At 60.4% G+C, this 16,811-nt stretch carries 13 protein-coding genes; 9 read left to right on the plus strand and 4 right to left on the minus strand.

The annotated features are described in order from the left end of the window. Nucleotides 1-114: 114 nt before the first annotated feature. Genes dnaA through gyrB form a run of 4 tightly spaced genes read left to right on the plus strand, consistent with a single transcriptional unit; the run spans nt 115 to nt 6,337 of the window. A complete protein-coding gene (dnaA, locus tag ACIQUF_RS13960) occupies nt 115-1,650 on the plus strand; it encodes a chromosomal replication initiator protein DnaA (protein ID WP_403132278.1) in 1,536 nt (511 codons plus the stop codon). Nucleotides 1,651-1,690: 40 nt separating this feature from the next. Beyond that, nucleotides 1,691-2,794 carry a DNA polymerase III subunit beta gene (gene dnaN / locus ACIQUF_RS13965; protein WP_403132280.1) on the plus strand — a complete coding sequence of 368 codons (1,104 nt, stop codon included), beginning with the start codon at nt 1,691-1,693 and terminating at the stop codon, nt 2,792-2,794. Between the two features lie 14 nt (nt 2,795-2,808). Further along, entirely contained in the window at nt 2,809-3,912 is a 1,104-nt protein-coding gene (gene recF / locus ACIQUF_RS13970; RefSeq protein WP_403132283.1) for a DNA replication/repair protein RecF, read from the plus strand. Nucleotides 3,913-3,916: 4 nt separating this feature from the next. Further along, a complete protein-coding gene (gene gyrB / locus ACIQUF_RS13975) occupies nt 3,917-6,337 on the plus strand; it encodes a DNA topoisomerase (ATP-hydrolyzing) subunit B (RefSeq protein WP_403132286.1) in 2,421 nt (806 codons plus the stop codon). Nucleotides 6,338-6,390: 53 nt separating this feature from the next. Here the strand turns inward: gyrB and ACIQUF_RS13980 are convergent, their stop codons facing one another. Beyond that, on the minus strand, nt 6,391-7,683 hold the full coding sequence (locus ACIQUF_RS13980; RefSeq protein ID WP_403132287.1) for a sigma-54 interaction domain-containing protein: 1,293 nt from the start codon (nt 7,681-7,683) through the stop codon (nt 6,391-6,393). Between the two features lie 222 nt (nt 7,684-7,905). Between ACIQUF_RS13980 and ACIQUF_RS13985 the strand changes: the two genes are divergently transcribed. The 3 genes from ACIQUF_RS13985 to ACIQUF_RS13995 are packed head-to-tail and all read left to right on the plus strand — an operon-like array spanning nt 7,906 to nt 10,915. Then, a complete protein-coding gene (locus ACIQUF_RS13985) occupies nt 7,906-8,790 on the plus strand; it encodes an MBL fold metallo-hydrolase (protein WP_403132288.1) in 885 nt (294 codons plus the stop codon). A gap of 41 nt (nt 8,791-8,831) precedes the next feature. After that, entirely contained in the window at nt 8,832-10,100 is a 1,269-nt protein-coding gene (locus ACIQUF_RS13990; RefSeq protein WP_403132291.1) for an FAD/NAD(P)-binding oxidoreductase, read from the plus strand. Beyond that, on the plus strand, nt 10,097-10,915 hold the full coding sequence (locus tag ACIQUF_RS13995) for a sulfite exporter TauE/SafE family protein (protein WP_403132293.1): 819 nt from the start codon (nt 10,097-10,099) through the stop codon (nt 10,913-10,915). Before ACIQUF_RS13990 ends, ACIQUF_RS13995 begins: the two co-directional genes overlap by 4 nt. On the opposite strand, the gene ACIQUF_RS14000 is transcribed toward ACIQUF_RS13995, so the two are convergent. Next, nucleotides 10,904-11,791 carry a LysR family transcriptional regulator gene (locus ACIQUF_RS14000; protein WP_403132294.1) on the minus strand — a complete coding sequence of 296 codons (888 nt, stop codon included), beginning with the start codon at nt 11,789-11,791 and terminating at the stop codon, nt 10,904-10,906. The two genes, ACIQUF_RS13995 and ACIQUF_RS14000, sit on opposite strands and share 12 nt — an antisense overlap. Nucleotides 11,792-11,917: 126 nt before the next feature. Here ACIQUF_RS14000 and ACIQUF_RS14005 point away from each other — a divergent pair, with 126 nt between their 5' ends. Further along, a complete protein-coding gene (locus ACIQUF_RS14005; RefSeq protein WP_403132297.1) occupies nt 11,918-13,564 on the plus strand; it encodes a GMC family oxidoreductase in 1,647 nt (548 codons plus the stop codon). A 96-nt stretch (nt 13,565-13,660) separates the two neighbouring features. After that, nucleotides 13,661-15,280 carry an MFS transporter gene (locus ACIQUF_RS14010; protein ID WP_403132299.1) on the plus strand — a complete coding sequence of 540 codons (1,620 nt, stop codon included), beginning with the start codon at nt 13,661-13,663 and terminating at the stop codon, nt 15,278-15,280. 170 nt (nt 15,281-15,450) lie between these two features. On the opposite strand, the gene ACIQUF_RS14015 is transcribed toward ACIQUF_RS14010, so the two are convergent. Together ACIQUF_RS14015 and gmhB are read right to left on the minus strand one after the other, a co-directional pair. After that, the gene (locus ACIQUF_RS14015; RefSeq protein ID WP_403132301.1) at nt 15,451-16,221 is read right to left on the minus strand and encodes a lysophospholipid acyltransferase family protein; all 771 of its coding nucleotides are present in this window, start codon (nt 16,219-16,221) and stop codon (nt 15,451-15,453) included. Between the two features lie 61 nt (nt 16,222-16,282). Further along, nucleotides 16,283-16,810, minus strand: coding sequence for a D-glycero-beta-D-manno-heptose 1,7-bisphosphate 7-phosphatase (gmhB, locus tag ACIQUF_RS14020; RefSeq protein WP_403132303.1), 528 nt, complete (start codon nt 16,808-16,810; stop codon nt 16,283-16,285). Between the last annotated feature and the right edge of the window lies 1 nt (nt 16,811).

A 16,811-nucleotide genomic window follows, 5' to 3' on the forward strand; every position in this document is an offset into this window, starting at 1 on the left:
AATGGCTGTTTTGTCATGGGCAGAAATGTTTCCACATGTGGATAACTGATCGCTCGACCGGTACAATGGCGGTTTGTTTTTGCCTCATCCGGCTTTCAAACTCAGGGGATATCCGTGTCAGTGGAACTTTGGCAGCAGTGCGTGGAGCTTCTGCGCGATGAACTGCCTGCCCAGCAATTCAACACCTGGATCCGTCCGCTACAGGTCGAAGCCGAAGGCGACGAGTTGCGCGTGTATGCGCCTAACCGATTCGTTCTCGATTGGGTGAATGAAAAGTACCTTGGCCGTCTGCTCGAACTGTTGGGTGAGCACGGCAGCGGCATCGCGCCTGCCCTTTCCTTATTAATAGGCAGCCGTCGCAGCTCTGCACCACGGGCTGCACCGAATGCCCCGGTCAGCGCAGCAATGGCCGCATCGCTCGCACAGAATCACGCGCAGCCAGCCCCCGTGCAGGTTTCGGCTGTCGCAGATGTGGTCTCGTCGCCGGTAGTCGAGGCGGTACAAATCAACGAGATGGCGCAAACTACCTCGCACGACGGCTACGATTCGCCGGCGGACAGCGCACCGGCACCGGTGGCTTCAGGCCGTACCGAACAGCGCAATGTTCAGGTCGAGGGTGCGCTCAAGCACACCAGCTACCTGAACCGCACCTTTACCTTTGAAACATTCGTTGAAGGTAAGTCGAACCAATTGGCCCGGGCGGCTGCCTGGCAGGTGGCCGACAATCCCAAGCACGGCTACAACCCGCTGTTCCTCTATGGCGGCGTGGGCCTGGGCAAGACGCACTTGATGCATGCTGTAGGTAACCACCTGCTGAAGAAGAACCCGAATGCCAAGGTCGTTTATCTGCATTCCGAGCGCTTCGTCGCGGACATGGTCAAGGCGCTGCAGCTCAACGCTATCAACGAATTCAAGCGCTTCTACCGTTCGGTCGATGCCTTGCTGATCGATGACATCCAGTTCTTCGCCCGCAAGGAGCGTTCGCAGGAAGAGTTTTTCCACACCTTCAACGCCCTGCTTGAAGGTGGCCAACAGGTAATTCTCACCAGCGACCGCTACCCGAAGGAAATCGAAGGCCTGGAAGAACGCCTGAAGTCGCGTTTCGGCTGGGGTTTGACGGTGGCGGTGGAGCCGCCAGAGCTGGAAACCCGTGTGGCGATCCTGATGAAGAAGGCCGACCAGGCCAAGGTCGAACTACCGCACGATGCCGCGTTCTTCATCGCCCAGCGGATTCGCTCCAACGTGCGTGAACTCGAAGGTGCATTGAAGCGAGTCATCGCGCACTCGCACTTCATGGGCCGCGACATCACCATCGAGCTGATTCGCGAATCGCTGAAAGACCTGCTGGCGCTGCAGGACAAGCTGGTGAGTGTGGATAACATTCAGCGCACGGTCGCTGAGTACTACAAGATCAAGATCTCCGATCTGTTGTCCAAGCGACGTTCGCGCTCTGTTGCGCGTCCGCGCCAGGTAGCCATGGCGTTGTCCAAAGAGCTGACCAACCATAGTCTGCCCGAGATTGGCGACATGTTTGGCGGCCGTGACCACACCACGGTGCTGCACGCCTGCCGCAAGATCAACGAATTGAAGGAATCCGACGCGGACATCCGCGAGGACTACAAGAACCTGCTGCGGACACTGACCACCTGATGGCCGCCAGCGCAGTTAATTGAAGGCAAGGGACTAGACCATGCATTTCACCATTCAACGCGAAGCCCTGTTGAAACCCCTGCAACTGGTCGCCGGTGTCGTCGAGCGCCGTCAGACCTTGCCGGTCCTGTCCAACGTACTGCTGGTCGTGCAAGGCCAGCAGCTGTCGTTGACCGGTACCGACCTGGAAGTCGAACTGGTAGGCCGCGTGCAGTTGGAAGAACCAGCTGAGCCGGGCGAGATTACTGTTCCTGCGCGCAAGCTGATGGACATCTGCAAGAGCCTGCCGAACGACGTCCTGATCGATATCAAGGTCGATGAGCAGAAGCTGTTGGTCAAAGCCGGCCGTAGCCGTTTCACCCTGTCGACTCTGCCTGCCAACGATTTCCCTACTGTGGAAGAAGGCCCGGGTTCGCTGACCTGCAACCTGGAGCAGAGCAAACTGCGTCGCTTGATCGAGCGCACCAGCTTCGCCATGGCCCAGCAGGACGTGCGTTACTACCTCAACGGCATGCTGCTGGAAGTGTCGCGCAATACCCTGCGCGCAGTTTCCACCGATGGCCACCGCCTGGCCCTGTGCTCGATGAGTGCAGCCATCGAGCAGGATGAGCGTCACCAGGTTATCGTGCCGCGTAAGGGCATCCTCGAATTGGCGCGCCTGCTGACCGATCCGGAAGGTATGGTAAGCATCGTTCTGGGCCAGCATCACATTCGCGCGACAACTGGCGAGTTCACCTTCACCTCAAAACTGGTCGACGGTAAATTCCCCGACTACGAGCGTGTACTGCCTAAGGGTGGCGACAAGCTGGTGATCGGTGATCGTCAGGCGCTGCGCGAAGCGTTCAGCCGCACCGCGATTCTGTCCAACGAGAAGTATCGCGGTATCCGCCTGCAACTGGCTGCCGGTCAATTGAAGATTCAGGCGAACAACCCTGAGCAGGAAGAAGCGGAAGAAGAGATTGGCGTGGACTATGAGGGCAGCTCGCTGGAGATTGGCTTCAACGTCAGTTACTTGCTGGATGTCTTGGGCGTGATGACTACAGAGCAGGTGCGTCTGATTCTGTCCGACTCCAACAGCAGTGCGCTGCTGCAGGAAGCCGGTAATGACGACTCGTCCTACGTTGTCATGCCGATGCGCCTGTAACCGTAGCAGGCCAAATGTCCCTTCGACGGATCATGGTCACCGCGGTGCGCAATCTGCACCCGGTGACTCTCTCACCCTCCCCCCGCATCAACATCCTCTACGGCGCCAACGGCAGCGGCAAGACCAGCGTGCTTGAAGCCGTGCACCTGCTTGGCCTGGCCAGGTCGTTTCGCAGTACCCGGTTGAACCCGGTCATTCAATACGATCAAGCGGCATGCACGGTGTTTGGCGAAGTACAGCTGGCTGAAGGTGGCACCAGCAACCTGGGTGTTTCCCGAGAGCGGACCGGCGATTTCACCATTCGCATCGACGGGCAGAACGCCAAGAGCGCAGCGCAGTTGGCAGAACTGCTACCACTGCAATTGATCAACCCCGACAGTTTCCGCCTGCTGGAAGGTGCCCCAAAAATTCGGCGGCAGTTCCTCGATTGGGGAGTGTTCCACGTGGAACCCCGCTTCATGCCAGCATGGCAACGGCTGCAGAAGGCGTTGCGGCAGCGGAACTCATGGTTGCGTCATGGTACACTTGACCCAGCTTCGCAAGCCGCCTGGGACCGGGAATTGTGCCTGGCCAGCGCGGAAATAGATGAATACCGTCGCAACTACATCAAGGCCTTGAAGCCCGTCTTCGAGCAAACCCTGAGCGAACTGGTCGAGCTGGACGGGTTGACCCTTAGCTATTATCGAGGCTGGGACAAGGACCGGGAACTCAACGAAGTACTCGCCTCCTCTCTCCTTCGCGATCAGCAGATGGGCCACACCCAAGCCGGCCCGCAGCGTGCTGATCTGCGTCTTCGTCTGGCTGCCAATAACGCGGCCGACATTCTGTCGCGAGGTCAGCAAAAGCTGGTGGTGTGTGCATTGCGCATTGCCCAAGGCCACCTCGTTAACCAGGCTCGCCGCGGTCACTGTATTTATCTCGTGGATGATTTGCCGTCGGAATTGGACGACAAACATCGCCGCGCGCTGTGCCGCTTGCTTGAAGAATTACGCTGCCAGGTATTTATCACCTGTGTAGATCAAGAATTACTGAGGGAAGGCTGGCAGACGGAAACGCCAGTTGCTTTGTTCCACGTGGAACAGGGCTGTATCACCCAGACCCACGACCATCGGGAGTGAAGGCATGAGCGAAAATCAAACGTACGATTCCTCCAGCATCAAGGTGCTGAAAGGTTTGGATGCCGTGCGCAAGCGTCCCGGCATGTACATTGGCGACACCGATGACGGTAGCGGCCTGCACCACATGGTCTTCGAAGTGGTCGACAACTCGATCGACGAAGCCCTCGCCGGGCATTGCGATGACATCACCGTCATCATCCACACGGACGAATCCATCAGTGTGCGCGACAACGGTCGCGGCATTCCGGTCGACGTGCATAAAGAAGAAGGCGTTTCCGCAGCCGAAGTCATCATGACTGTGCTGCACGCCGGCGGTAAGTTCGACGACAACTCCTACAAAGTTTCCGGTGGTCTGCACGGTGTGGGTGTTTCGGTAGTTAACGCCCTGTCCGAGAAACTGGTACTCACCGTTCGCCGTAGCGGCAAGATCTGGGAACAGACCTACGTACACGGCGTTCCACAAGCGCCGATGGCTGTTGTGGGCGAAAGCGAAACTACCGGTACTCACATTCACTTCAAGCCTTCGGCTGAGACCTTCAAGAATATCCACTTCAGCTGGGACATCCTGGCCAAGCGTATTCGCGAACTGTCGTTCCTCAACTCTGGCGTTGGCATCCTGCTGAAGGACGAGCGCTCGGGCAAAGAAGAATTCTTTAAATATGAAGGCGGCCTGCGTGCCTTCGTTGAGTACCTGAACACCAACAAGACGCCAGTCAACTCGCAAGTGTTCCACTTCAACGTGCAGCGTGATGACGGCGTCGGTGTTGAAGTCGCCTTGCAGTGGAACGACAGCTTCAACGAAAACCTGCTGTGCTTTACCAACAACATTCCGCAGCGCGACGGTGGTACTCACCTGGTCGGCTTCCGTTCCTCGCTGACCCGCAGCTTGAACAGCTACATCGAGCAGGAAGGCCTGGCCAAGAAGAACAAGGTCGCCACCACCGGTGACGACGCCCGTGAAGGCCTGACCGCGATCATCTCGGTCAAGGTGCCAGACCCCAAGTTCAGCTCGCAGACCAAGGACAAGCTGGTCTCCTCGGAAGTGAAAACTGCCGTGGAACAGGAGATGAACAAGTACTTCGCCGACTTCCTGTTGGAGAACCCCAACGAAGCCAAGGCCGTGGTCGGCAAGATGATCGACGCCGCCCGCGCCCGTGAAGCGGCGCGCAAGGCGCGTGAGATGACTCGCCGTAAAGGCGCATTGGACATCGCCGGCTTGCCGGGCAAACTGGCGGACTGCCAGGAGAAGGACCCTGCCCTTTCCGAACTGTACCTGGTGGAGGGTGACTCCGCAGGTGGTTCGGCCAAGCAAGGCCGTAACCGTCGCACCCAGGCGATCCTGCCCCTGAAGGGCAAGATTCTCAACGTCGAGAAAGCTCGCTTCGACAAGATGATCTCGTCCCAGGAAGTTGGCACGTTGATCACCGCACTGGGCTGTGGCATCGGCCGCGAAGAGTACAACATCGACAAGCTGCGTTATCACAACATCATCATCATGACCGATGCTGACGTTGACGGTTCGCACATCCGCACCCTGCTGCTGACCTTCTTCTTCCGTCAGCTGCCTGAGCTGGTCGAGCGTGGCTACATCTACATTGCCCAGCCGCCGCTGTACAAGGTTAAGAAAGGCAAGCAGGAGCAGTACATCAAGGACGACGAGGCCATGGAAGAGTACATGACCCAGTCGGCCCTCGAAGATGCCAGCCTGCACCTCGACGAATCGGCGCCAGCCGTTTCCGGTGTACAGCTGGAGGCCCTGGTCAACGAATTCCGCAGCGTGATGAAGACGCTCAAGCGCCTGTCGCGTTTGTACCCGGAAGAGCTGACCGAGCACTTCATCTACCTGCCGGAAGTCACGCTTGAACAACTGGGCGACCACGCCGTCATGGAAAGCTGGTTGGGCAAGTTCCAGGAACGCCTGAACAACAGCCAGAAGTCCGGCCTGGTGTACAAGGCCAGCTTGCGTGAGGACAAGGAGCGTAATGTCTGGCTGCCGGAAGTGGAAATCACCTCCCACGGCCTGGCCAGCTACATCACCTTCAACCGCGACTTCTTCGGCAGCAACGACTACCGCACCGTGGTCAACATCGGTGCCAAGCTGTCCAGCCTGCTGGGTGAAGGTGCCTATGTGCAGCGTGGTGAGCGTCGCAAGGCGATTGTCGAGTTCAAGGAAGGCCTGGACTGGCTGATGAACGAGACCACCAAGCGTCACACCATCCAGCGATACAAAGGGCTGGGTGAGATGAACCCGGATCAGCTGTGGGAAACCACCATGGATCCGACTGTGCGCCGCATGCTCAAGGTCACCATCGAGGACGCGATTGCAGCCGACCAGATCTTCAACACCCTGATGGGTGATGCGGTTGAGCCTCGTCGTGAGTTCATCGAAAGCAATGCCCTGTCGGTATCGAACCTGGACTTCTGATCCGGTGTAGATCCACAGCCAATAAAAAGCCCGCGCAAGCGGGCTTTTTAGTCTCAAGTCGCATTCAGCCCCAAGGCTTTCAGGCGCCGATACAGTGTGCGCTCACTCATGCCCAAATGGCGCGCCAATTCACTGCGTGGTCCTTGGAATTGCGCCAGCGCCTGTGCCAGATCACTCAAGTCGCGTGGCTTGGCCAAACCGACTGGTTGCGGGCCAATATCCTCTGGCAGATGCTCTGGCCGGATCAGCCCGTCATCAGTAAACAGCCGCGCCCTTTCCAGGATGTTACGCAGCTCGCGGATATTGCCCGGAAACGGGTGCAGCGCCAGTTGCTGCAGCGCGGCATCGGTCAGGCTAGCGGTCGGCTTGCCGGTCATACGTTGAAACAGGCTCTGTGCAAGCAACGGCAAATCTTCCACCCGCTCACGCAATGCCGGTAGCCGAATCGGAAAACCGCTGATGCGGTAGTACAGGTCTTCACGGAATGTCCCGTCCGCCACCATCTGCTTGAGCGGTTTGTGGGTTGCGCACACCAGGCGGAAATCCGCATGCACGGTGCGCGTGCTGCCGACCGGGCGGAAACTGCCGGATTCGATAAGGCGCAGCAATTTGACCTGCATGGCCAACGGCACTTCGCCGATTTCGTCGAGGAACAACGTGCCGCCATGCGCGGCTTCGGCCAGGCCGGTCTTGCGTTGGTTGGCACCCGTGAACGCACCCTTCTCGTAGCCAAACAACTCACTCTCGAACAGCGACTCGGTCAGGCCGGTGCAGTCGACCACCACCAAAGGGCCGTTGGCGCGTGGGCTACCCATGTGGAGCGCCCGAGCGAACAGCTCTTTCCCGGTACCGGATTCGCCCTGCAGCAGCACCGGAATCTGCGCGGGTGCCGCACGCTGCAGGCTGGCCAGCGCCGTCTTGAACGCTGGCGCGCGGCCGACCAGGCCCTGTTGTGCAGGCTGCGCCGACGCCAGGGTGATGGTGGTCAGGCGTTCGACAAAGGCTATCACCCTGCCCTGTTCATCGAGGATTGGCCGCAGTTCCACATCCACATGCTCAGGCCCGCGTGGTGTGTGATGAATGTGCAGCACGCGTTCCGGCAACTTGCTGTCCCAGGCCTTACGCAGGGGGCAATGCTCGCCGGCCTGATCGCAAGGCACGGCGTAGTGATGGGAAACCCGGTGGCATTTCTCACCCAGCGGCGCCTGATCGTCGCGGCCGAACTGCCGGCGATAAGCAGCATTGGCGGCGAGGATGTTGTAGTCGGTGTCCAGCACGATGCTAGGCAGCGGATCGTGTTCGAGGTAGGAAACCAGAGCTAGGATGAGGGGACGGGATTCAGGCATGACGGCACCGGTGAGTTAACCCGGCGCAGGGTAACAAGGACTGCCAAACACTGCCATTGGCTGACAGTCGACTGCCAGCACAGCTGTCAGCGTGCCAGGCAGGCGCCACTACCCACTGCTTTTGCGGGCCTTGGTCAGGGAAATTGGCTGGCATGCATCTTGATAAACCACCTGTTACTGCCTACGCCTGTACAAGGCGCGGTGGATTATTTGGAGAACGTGATGATCATCGGCAACAACCTTCAGGTGGAAGCCTTCTTCGACGAAGCAACCTCGACCATCAGCTACCTGGTGCTGGACCGTGAGACTCTTCACTGCGCGTTGATCGACAGCGTGCTGGACTACGATCCAAAATCGGGCTGCACCAAAACCGCTTCAGCGGACCGGTTGATCGAACGGGTTCAGGCCCTGGGTGCGAAGGTGCAATGGGTGCTGGAAACCCATGTGCACGCTGACCACCTTTCGGCAGCGGCCTACCTCAAGGAAAAACTCGGCGGGCATACCGCCATCGGCTCCGATATCACCAAGGTGCAGAAGACCTTTGGTGCATTGTTCAATGCCGAACCAGGCTTTGCCCGCGATGGCAGCCAGTTCGATGTTTTGCTGATGGACGAGGAAGGCTTCTCGATCGGTAATCTGCATGCCCGAGCCTTGCACACGCCGGGGCACACCCCGGCCTGCATGAGTTACCTGGTATCCGATGCAGGTGAACAGGCGCTGTTCGTTGGTGACACCCTGTTCATGCCTGACTACGGCACTGCGCGCTGCGACTTCCCCGGAGCCGACGCGCGCACCTTGTACCAATCGATCCGCCGCTTGCTGGCCTTCCCTGACCAGACCTTGCTGTTCATGTGCCACGACTACCTCCCCGGCGGGCGCGACATGCAATACGTCACCACCGTGGCCGAGCAGCGCGCCAGCAACATCCACATCCATCAAGGCATCGACGAGGACAGCTTCGTGGCCATGCGCGAGGCTCGCGACAAGACGCTCGACATGCCCGTGCTGATCTTGCCCTCGGTACAGGTCAACATGCGCAGCGGCCACTTCCCGGAGCCCGAAGCAAACGGCGTGAGTTACCTGAAGATCCCGTTGAACAAGCTCTGACCGCCCTGCCCCACATAACTAGATTTCCAGGATTGACTGCCATGCCTGCCTCGTTGTCCCCTGCCAATTCCGACCATCACAAGGTGGTCATCGTCGGTGCCGGCGCCGCCGGGATCGCCACGGCCTCCAGCCTTATCAAGCGTGACCCTTCACTGGATATTGCGCTGATCGACCCCGCCGATGTGCATTACTACCAACCCGGCTGGACCATGGTCGGTGCTGGCGTGTTCAAGGCGCCCAGCACTGCTCGCACCCTGGCGTCCACCATTCCCGCGGGCGTGCGCTGGATCAAAGCGCGGGTACAGAGTTTCGACCCGTCGGGCCAGTTGGTCATCCTGGATGATGGCCGCTCCATCAGTTATGAGCAGTTGGTGGTCTGTCCCGGTCTCAAGCTGGATTGGGCTGCCATCGACGGCCTCAGCGAAACCCTCGGGCGCAATGGCGTGACCTCCAACTACCGCTATGACCTGGCGCCCTACACCTGGGAGCTGGTGCAGAACCTCAAGCAAGGTCGCGCCCTGTTCACCCAGCCGCCCATGCCAATCAAATGTGCCGGGGCACCGCAGAAGGCGTTGTATCTGTCCTGCGACCATTGGTTGCGCAAGGGGCGCTTAGGCGACGTGAAAGCCAGCTTCTTCAATGCCGGCGCCGTGCTGTTCGGGGTACCGGACTATGTGCCCGCGTTGATGGCCTACATCGACAAATATGGGGTGGACCTCAACTACAGCCAACGCCTGGTGGCGGTGGATGGCCCGAACAGGCGCGCGACGTTCGCACGTACCCTGCCCGATGGCACTAGCGAAACCCGCAGCGAAGTTTTCGACATGCTCCACGTCGTACCCCCGCAAGTGGCTCCGGACTTCATCCGCCAAAGCCCGCTGTCCGATGCTGCTGGTTGGGTCGATGTCGACCCGCACACGCTGCGTCATCGCCAGTTCGCCAACATTCACGCCCTCGGCGACGTGGCCAGCACCAGCAATGCCAAGACTGCCGCTGCTGCGCGCAAGCAGGCACCGGTGGTCGCCAACAATGTGCTGGTGGCATTGGGCAGGTTGTCGACCCTCGCTCAGTACGACGGTTACGGCTCCTGCCCGCTTACGGTCGAGCGTGGCAAGATCGTTCTCGCCGAGTTCACCTATGGGGGCAAGGTAGCGCCGAGCTTCCCGCGCTGGCTGCTCGATGGCCGCCAGCCAACACGACTGGCATGGCTGCTGAAGGCGCGGGTGCTGCCACCGCTGTACTGGCAGGGCATGCTTAAAGGTCGTGAATGGCTGGCACGTCCGCAGCCGCGGGTCGAGGGCGTGCAGTGATCGAACAGCAATTGCTGGGTGCCGGGTTGGGCGCAATCATTGGCGCGGTGCTGGCGCTGACCGGTGCGGGTGGCGGCATCCTCGCTGTGCCGCTGCTGGTCTTCGGCCTTGGCCTGTCGATGGTCGAAGCGGCACCGATCGGCCTGCTCGCTGTGGGTCTCGCTGCAGCTGTGGGGGCGATACTCGGTTTGCGCCAAGGCTTGGTGCGCTATCGCGCTGCCCTGTTCATCGCCCTGATCGGCATTGCCGCTGCGACGTTCGGCCTGATGCTCGCACATCGCTTGCCCAACACACCCTTGGCGTTGGTGTTCGCTGGAGTGCTGGTGTATGCCTGTGTGCGTATCTGGCGCAAAGCGACGAGGGAGTTGCGCGGAGAAAACAACGACGCCCACCGCTTCATCGAACCCTGCGTGCTCAACCCGTTGCAGGGCCGTTTGCGCTGGACCTTGCCTTGCGCACGAGCCCTGGCCATGACCGGCGCTGTGTCGGGGTTGTTGTCTGGTTTGCTGGGCGTGGGCGGTGGCTTCGTGATCATTCCTGCCTTGAACCGCTACACCAACTTGCGGATGAAAAGCATCGTATCGACCTCACTGGCGGTGATCGCCCTGGTGTCCACCGGCAGTGTGGTCAGCGCCAGCCTGGCCGGTGTGATGCACTGGCGGGTCGGCGCACCCTTTGCCGTGGGCGCGGTGCTAGGCCTGTTGCTGGCGCGACCACTGGCGAGCAAGTTGGCTGGCCCTCGCCTGCAGCAGCTGTTCGCGGTGGTCGGCTGCAGCGCGGCGTTGATGTTGGCCGGCAAGGCGCTACTCGGCTAACAATTCATCCTGTTCGGCAGCGCACAGCGCCAGCAGGTAGTCCCAGACTACCCGCAGGCGCACCGACTTGTGCAGCTCACGGCGGGTGCAGATCCAGTAGCTGCGCTGGATGGTTTCATTGGGCAACACGCGAACCAGCGTCGGGTCGTGGCGGGCCATGTAGTTGGGCAGCACGGCAATGCCCAGGCCAGCGCGGGCCGCGGTCTGCTGGGCGATCACGCTGGTGCTGCGAAAGGCCACGTTGGGCGTTCGGCAGAAGCTGTTGAGAAACAGCAGCTCCTGGCTGAACAGCAAGTCATCGACGTAACCGATCCAGCTGTGGCGCGCCAGGTCTTCGCGGTTGCGCAGCGGCGGTGCGCGGTCCAAGTACGCCTGGCTGGCATACAGCGCCAGGCGATAGTCGGTGAGCTTACGGGTGATCAGCAGGTCGGCGTTGGGCCGCTCCAGGTGAATGCTGATCTCCGCTTCGCGGTTGAGGATGCTGACGAAGCGCGGCACCGCCACCAGTTCCACTTCCAGCCCCGGATAACGCTCGAACAACGCGTTCATGCGCGGCGTGAAGAACATGATGCCGATGCCTTCAGTGACGCCCAGGCGGATCTTGCCCAGGGGAGTGATGGCCTGGGTGATTTCTTCCTGCGCCAGCAACGCGACGTTCTCCATGGCTTCGGCGTGCTTGAGCAGCGCCTGGCCGGAGGGCGTCAGTTCATAACCTTGGGCGTGTTGCACGAACAACGGCGTGCCCAGGCTTTTCTCGATGCTCTCGATATGCCGGGCGACGGTGCTGTGGGTGGTGTTGAGGCGCTTGGCGGCACTGAGCAGACGGCCGCTGCGCTGCAACTCGAGGAAAAACCGCAGATCATTCCAGTCGAACATGCATCCATTCCCTGTTTGTCGCTGTGCTAAAACGCACAGCGGCTGCGCGAAAACTCGTGTTCCCACCGCGAAATTACGCACTAAGATGGATCGGAACAAGAATAAAAATCAGGCGCGAGGTTGCACATGCCATCAGCCGATTCTGTCTTTGATTACGTGGTCGTAGGCGCCGGACCTGCTGGGTGCCTGTTGGCCAATCGTTTGTCCGCCGATCCTTCCTGCCGCGTCTTGCTGCTCGAAGCAGGTGGCCGCGACAACTATCCCTGGATTCACATCCCTGTCGGTTACCTCTACTGCATCGGCAACCCCCGCACTGACTGGTGCTTAAAGACCGAAGCGCAAGCCGGCCTTGGCGGTCGTATTCTGGGTTATCCACGGGGCAAGGTGCTGGGTGGCTGTTCATCGATCAACGGCATGATCTACATGCGAGGCCAGGCGGCCGACTACGACGCCTGGGCCGCGCAAGGCAACGACGGCTGGGCCTGGAAGGACGTGCTGCCCCTGTTCAAGACCAGCGAAAATCACTTTGCCGGCGACAGTGAGCACCACGGCGGCGCTGGCGAATGGCGGGTCGAGCGCCAGCGTTATAGCTGGCCGATCCTCGATGCCTTCCGCGATGCCGCCGAGCAGAGTGGCATCGCCAAGGTCGACGACTTCAACACCGGCGACAATCAGGGCTGTGGATACTTTCAGGTAAACCAGCGCAGCGGCGTTCGCTGGAACGCCTCCAAGGCTTTCCTGCGGCCTGTGGACAAGCGCCCCAACCTCACCGTGCTGACCGGCGTACAAGTCGACCAGGTGTTGCTGAACAACACCCGCGCCCGCGCGGTGAAAGGGCTCTGGCAAGGCGCATGGCATGAGTTTGCCGCGCGCCGCGAGATCATCCTTTGCGCTGGCGCCGTGGGCTCACCCGGCATCCTTCAGCGCTCCGGCATCGGCCCGCGCCCGCTGCTGGAATCCCTGGGCATTGGTGTACGCCACGATATGCCCGGTGTCGGCGGCAACCTGCAAGACCACCTGCAATTGCGCCTGATCTATCAGATTCGCAATACCCGCACCCTCAACCAGATGGCCAACAGCCTGTGGGGCAAGATGGGCATGGGCCTGCGTTACCTCTACGATCGCAGCGGCCCGCTGGCAATGGCGCCGAGCCAACTGGGAGCATTTGTACGCTCCAGTCCCGAGCAGGCCACTGCCAACCTGCAATACCATGTGCAACCGCTGTCGCTGGAGCGCTTCGGCGAGCCGCTGCATCAGTTCCCTGCGTTCACTGCGTCGGTGTGCAACCTGCGCCCGCTGAGCCGCGGCCGTATCGATATACGCAGCGCCGATATGAACAGCGCGCCGCTGATCGACCCCAACTACCTCAGCGACCCGCAGGACCTGCGCGTTGCCGCCGATGCTATCCGTATCACCCGGCGCATCGTCCAGGCCCCTGCCCTCGCCGCTTTCGATCCACAGGAATACCTGCCCGGCCCTGCCCTGCAAACCGAGCAAGACCTGTTCGACGCCGCCGGCAAGATCGGCACCACCATTTTCCACCCAGTGGGCACCTGTCGCATGGGCAGCGGCCCGCTGGACGTTGTGGATAACCAGCTGCGCGTGCACGGCATCCCTGGCCTGCGCGTGGCAGATGCCTCAATCATGCCGCAGATCACCTCCGGCAATACCTGTTCACCCACACTGATGATCGCCGAAAAGGCGGCACAACTGATCCTCAAAGGAGCCGCAACCCAGACCTACCTGAACGAAGACGCGCTACCGACGCCCTGACCGGGTGCGTGCAGTACCGGCAGCGCGCGGTCAGACGCTGCCGACAGTGGAACAAAAAGAATAATCACTGTGGCCTGTGGGCCGAGGACAGCAACGATGTCGGATTACATCCAAGAGCAGGGTGCGACGGCGGCCAGCCCCAGCCGTCGCGAAGAACGAAAGATCATTTTCGCGTCATCCCTCGGGACGGTTTTCGAGTGGTATGACTTTTTTCTCTATGGCGCGTTGGCAGCGGTCATCAGCAAGCAGTTCTTTGCCGGTGTAAACGACACCACCGCCTTCATCTTCGCCTTGATGGCCTTTGCCGCCGGCTTCCTGGTACGGCCCTTCGGTGCGCTGGTGTTCGGCCGCCTGGGAGACATGATCGGGCGCAAGTACACCTTCCTGGTGACCATCGTGCTGATGGGCCTGTCGACCTTCGCCGTTGGCCTGTTGCCCACCTACGCCAGCATCGGCATCGCCGCACCGATCATCCTGGTGATACTGCGCATGCTCCAGGGCCTGGCACTGGGCGGTGAATACGGCGGCGCAGCCACTTATGTGGCCGAGCACGCGCCACACGGCAAGCGTGGCTTCCACACCGGTTTCATCCAGTCCACCGCCACCCTTGGCTTGCTGTTGTCCTTGCTGGTGGTGCTCGGCAGCCGCTACATCAGTGGCGACCAGTTCGAGACGTGGGGCTGGCGCCTGCCATTCCTGCTGTCAATCGTGTTGCTGGCGATTTCCACCTGGATCCGCATGAGCATGCACGAGTCGCCGGCCTTCGTGAAAATGAAGGCCCAGGGCAAGGTCAGCAAGTCGCCGATCCGTGAGTCGTTCACCTCCTGGCCGAATCTCAAGGTGGTGCTCACCGCGCTGTTCAGTATCAACGCGGGCCAGGCCGTGACCTTCTACACCGCGCAGTTCTATGTGCTGTTCTTCATGACGCAGATGCTCAAGATGGACCCGGCCCAGGCCAACACGCTACTGATCATCAGCGTGGTGATCGGTGCACCGTTCTTCGTGTTCTTCGGCTGGCTGTCCGACCGCATCGGTCGCAAGCCTATCCTGATGCTTGGCCTGCTGCTGGCCACGGTGCTGTACTTCCCGCTGTTCAAGGCACTGAGCCACTACGCCAACCCGCAGATCGACGCGGCCAGCCGCCAGGCGCCGATTGTGGTCACCGCTGACCCGCAAGGCTGCACCTTCCAGTTCGACCCGGTCGGCAAGGCGCGTTTCGACAGCCCGTGCGACAAGGTCAAGACCTTCCTGGTCAAGCAGGGCCTGCCCTACAGCTCGGTGAATGTGGCCGGCAGCCAGGTGGTGGTGAACATCGGTGACAAGAGCATCAATGGCTTCGACGAAGCGGCCATGCGCTCGGCAATCGAGCAGGCCGGCTACCCGGCCAAGGCAGACCCGGCGCAGGTCAACCAGGTGATGGTGGTGGTGCTCATCGTGGTGATGATCCTGATCGCGACCATGACCTACGGGCCGCTGGCGGCGGTGATGGTCGAGCTGTTCCCGACCCGCATCCGCTACACCTCGATGTCCCTGCCCTACCACATTGGTAACGGCTGGTTCGGGGGCTTCCTGCCCACGGTGTCGTTCGCGCTGGTGGTGTACACCGGGGACATCTTCTACGGCTTGTGGTACCCGGTGCTGGTGACCGGCATCAGCCTGGTGGTGGGGATCTTCTGCCTGAAAGAAACCAAGGATGTGGACATCGACAAGGTTTGACTGAAGCCATAAAAAAACCGGCTGTAAAAGCCGGTTTTCTTATGCCCTGAAAAAACTTATGCACGTTTTTCAGAAAAATGTCATGTGCTGAAATAAATAGCTAATTCATACACTTAGCGATCATCAATGGCAGTTGGCGGAAAAATTGCTAACAAGTTATCCACAGATCGTCAGGCAATCTTTTCCTCAGGTTTTTCGTCTACCGGTGGCAGCGAACCCATTGCCCGCTGGGTAGCCTCGTTCCAGGCCGCAGCGCGGTCATTGAGCTCGGCAATGGCGCGTGGGCCGGTGCCGTTGGCGTACATCGGCTCACCGATCACCACCTCGATGGTGCCCGCGCGTTTGCCCCATCCCGCCTTCGGCCAGAACTTGCCGGCATTGTGCGCGATCGGCAGCACTGGCAACCCGGCATTCACCGCCAGGGCGGTGCCGCCGCGGGAGAACTTGCCCACGGTACCGAAAGGCACCCGGGTGCCTTCCGGGAAGATCAACACCCAGATCTTCTGCTTGAGCAGTTCATCACCCTTGCTGGCCACCTGGCGCAGGGCTTCCTTGGGGTTGTCGCGGTTGATCGCGATCGGCCGCAGCATGGCCATGGCCCAACCGAAAAACGGCACGTACAGCAGCTCGCGCTTGAGCACCTGGCTCAGGGGCGAGAAGTACTGGGACAGGAAGAACGTCTCCCAGGTGCTCTGGTGGTTGGACAGGATCACACAGGGCTCACTCGGCACATGCTCGGCGCCAGTGATCTTGTAATCGATGCCAAGGATTGTGCGGCTCAAAAACAACGCACAACGGCACCAGTACACGTTGATGAACTTGTAACGCTTGGGGAACGACAAGAACGGCGCGACAAAAAAGCTCAGCGAGCACCACAGCAGCGAACTGGTGCCCAGCAGCAGGTAAAAAAGAAAGATTCTGATCGCCTGCAGGATCGACATAGTGGCATGTACCGTTGCGGGGCGTGCCCGCCTGAGAAAAATGCGCCCGTAGGCGCATCGTTTAAATTAGTTCTCTGGCGATAGCTGCCAGATCGTCGAAAATCAGTGTAGTTTCCGCGACGCCCTTTTCCAGGGTTCGCTCACCCTTGCCGGTTTTCACCAACACAGGCTGTGCACCGACGGCCAGGGCGGCCTCCAGGTCACCTTTGCTGTCGCCGACGAACCATACGCCGCGCAGGTCGGCCTGGTAATGGTCGGCGATTGCCCGCAGCATCCCGGGCTTGGGCTTGCGGCATTCGCAACCCTCGTCCGGCCCGTGCGGGCAATACACGATATGGCCGACTTCGCCGCCCTGCTCGGCCACCAGCGTGCGCAGGCGCGCATGCATGGCGTCGAGGGTTGCCAGCGAATAGTAGCCACGGGCAATACCGGACTGGTTGGTGGCCACGGCCACCGTCCAGCCCGCCTTGCTCAACTGCGCGATGGCCTCGATCGAGCCGGGGATCGGGATCCACTCCTCCAGCGACTTGATGTAGGCGTCGGAGTCTTGGTTGATCACCCCGTCACGATCGAGAATCAGCAGTTTCAAG

Origin of the sequence: Pseudomonas sp. NPDC090233, assembly GCF_044772285.1 — a bacterium.
GTDB lineage: Bacteria > Pseudomonadota > Gammaproteobacteria > Pseudomonadales > Pseudomonadaceae > Aquipseudomonas.

Excerpts from the sequence above, each read along its gene's own strand:
- ACIQUF_RS13980 (WP_403132287.1), bottom strand. The coding sequence starts at position 7,683 with ATGCCTGAATCCCGTCCCCTCATCCTAGCTCTGGTTTCCTACCTCGAA.
- recF (WP_403132283.1), top strand. The coding sequence starts at position 2,809 with ATGTCCCTTCGACGGATCATGGTCACCGCGGTGCGCAATCTGCACCCG.
- ACIQUF_RS14005 (WP_403132297.1), top strand. The coding sequence starts at position 11,918 with ATGCCATCAGCCGATTCTGTCTTTGATTACGTGGTCGTAGGCGCCGGA.
- ACIQUF_RS14000 (WP_403132294.1), bottom strand. The coding sequence starts at position 11,791 with ATGTTCGACTGGAATGATCTGCGGTTTTTCCTCGAGTTGCAGCGCAGC.
- ACIQUF_RS14010 (WP_403132299.1), top strand. The coding sequence starts at position 13,661 with ATGTCGGATTACATCCAAGAGCAGGGTGCGACGGCGGCCAGCCCCAGC.
- gyrB (WP_403132286.1), top strand. The coding sequence starts at position 3,917 with ATGAGCGAAAATCAAACGTACGATTCCTCCAGCATCAAGGTGCTGAAA.
- ACIQUF_RS13990 (WP_403132291.1), top strand. The coding sequence starts at position 8,832 with ATGCCTGCCTCGTTGTCCCCTGCCAATTCCGACCATCACAAGGTGGTC.
- ACIQUF_RS13985 (WP_403132288.1), top strand. The coding sequence starts at position 7,906 with ATGATCATCGGCAACAACCTTCAGGTGGAAGCCTTCTTCGACGAAGCA.
- ACIQUF_RS14015 (WP_403132301.1), bottom strand. The coding sequence starts at position 16,221 with ATGTCGATCCTGCAGGCGATCAGAATCTTTCTTTTTTACCTGCTGCTG.
- dnaN (WP_403132280.1), top strand. The coding sequence starts at position 1,691 with ATGCATTTCACCATTCAACGCGAAGCCCTGTTGAAACCCCTGCAACTG.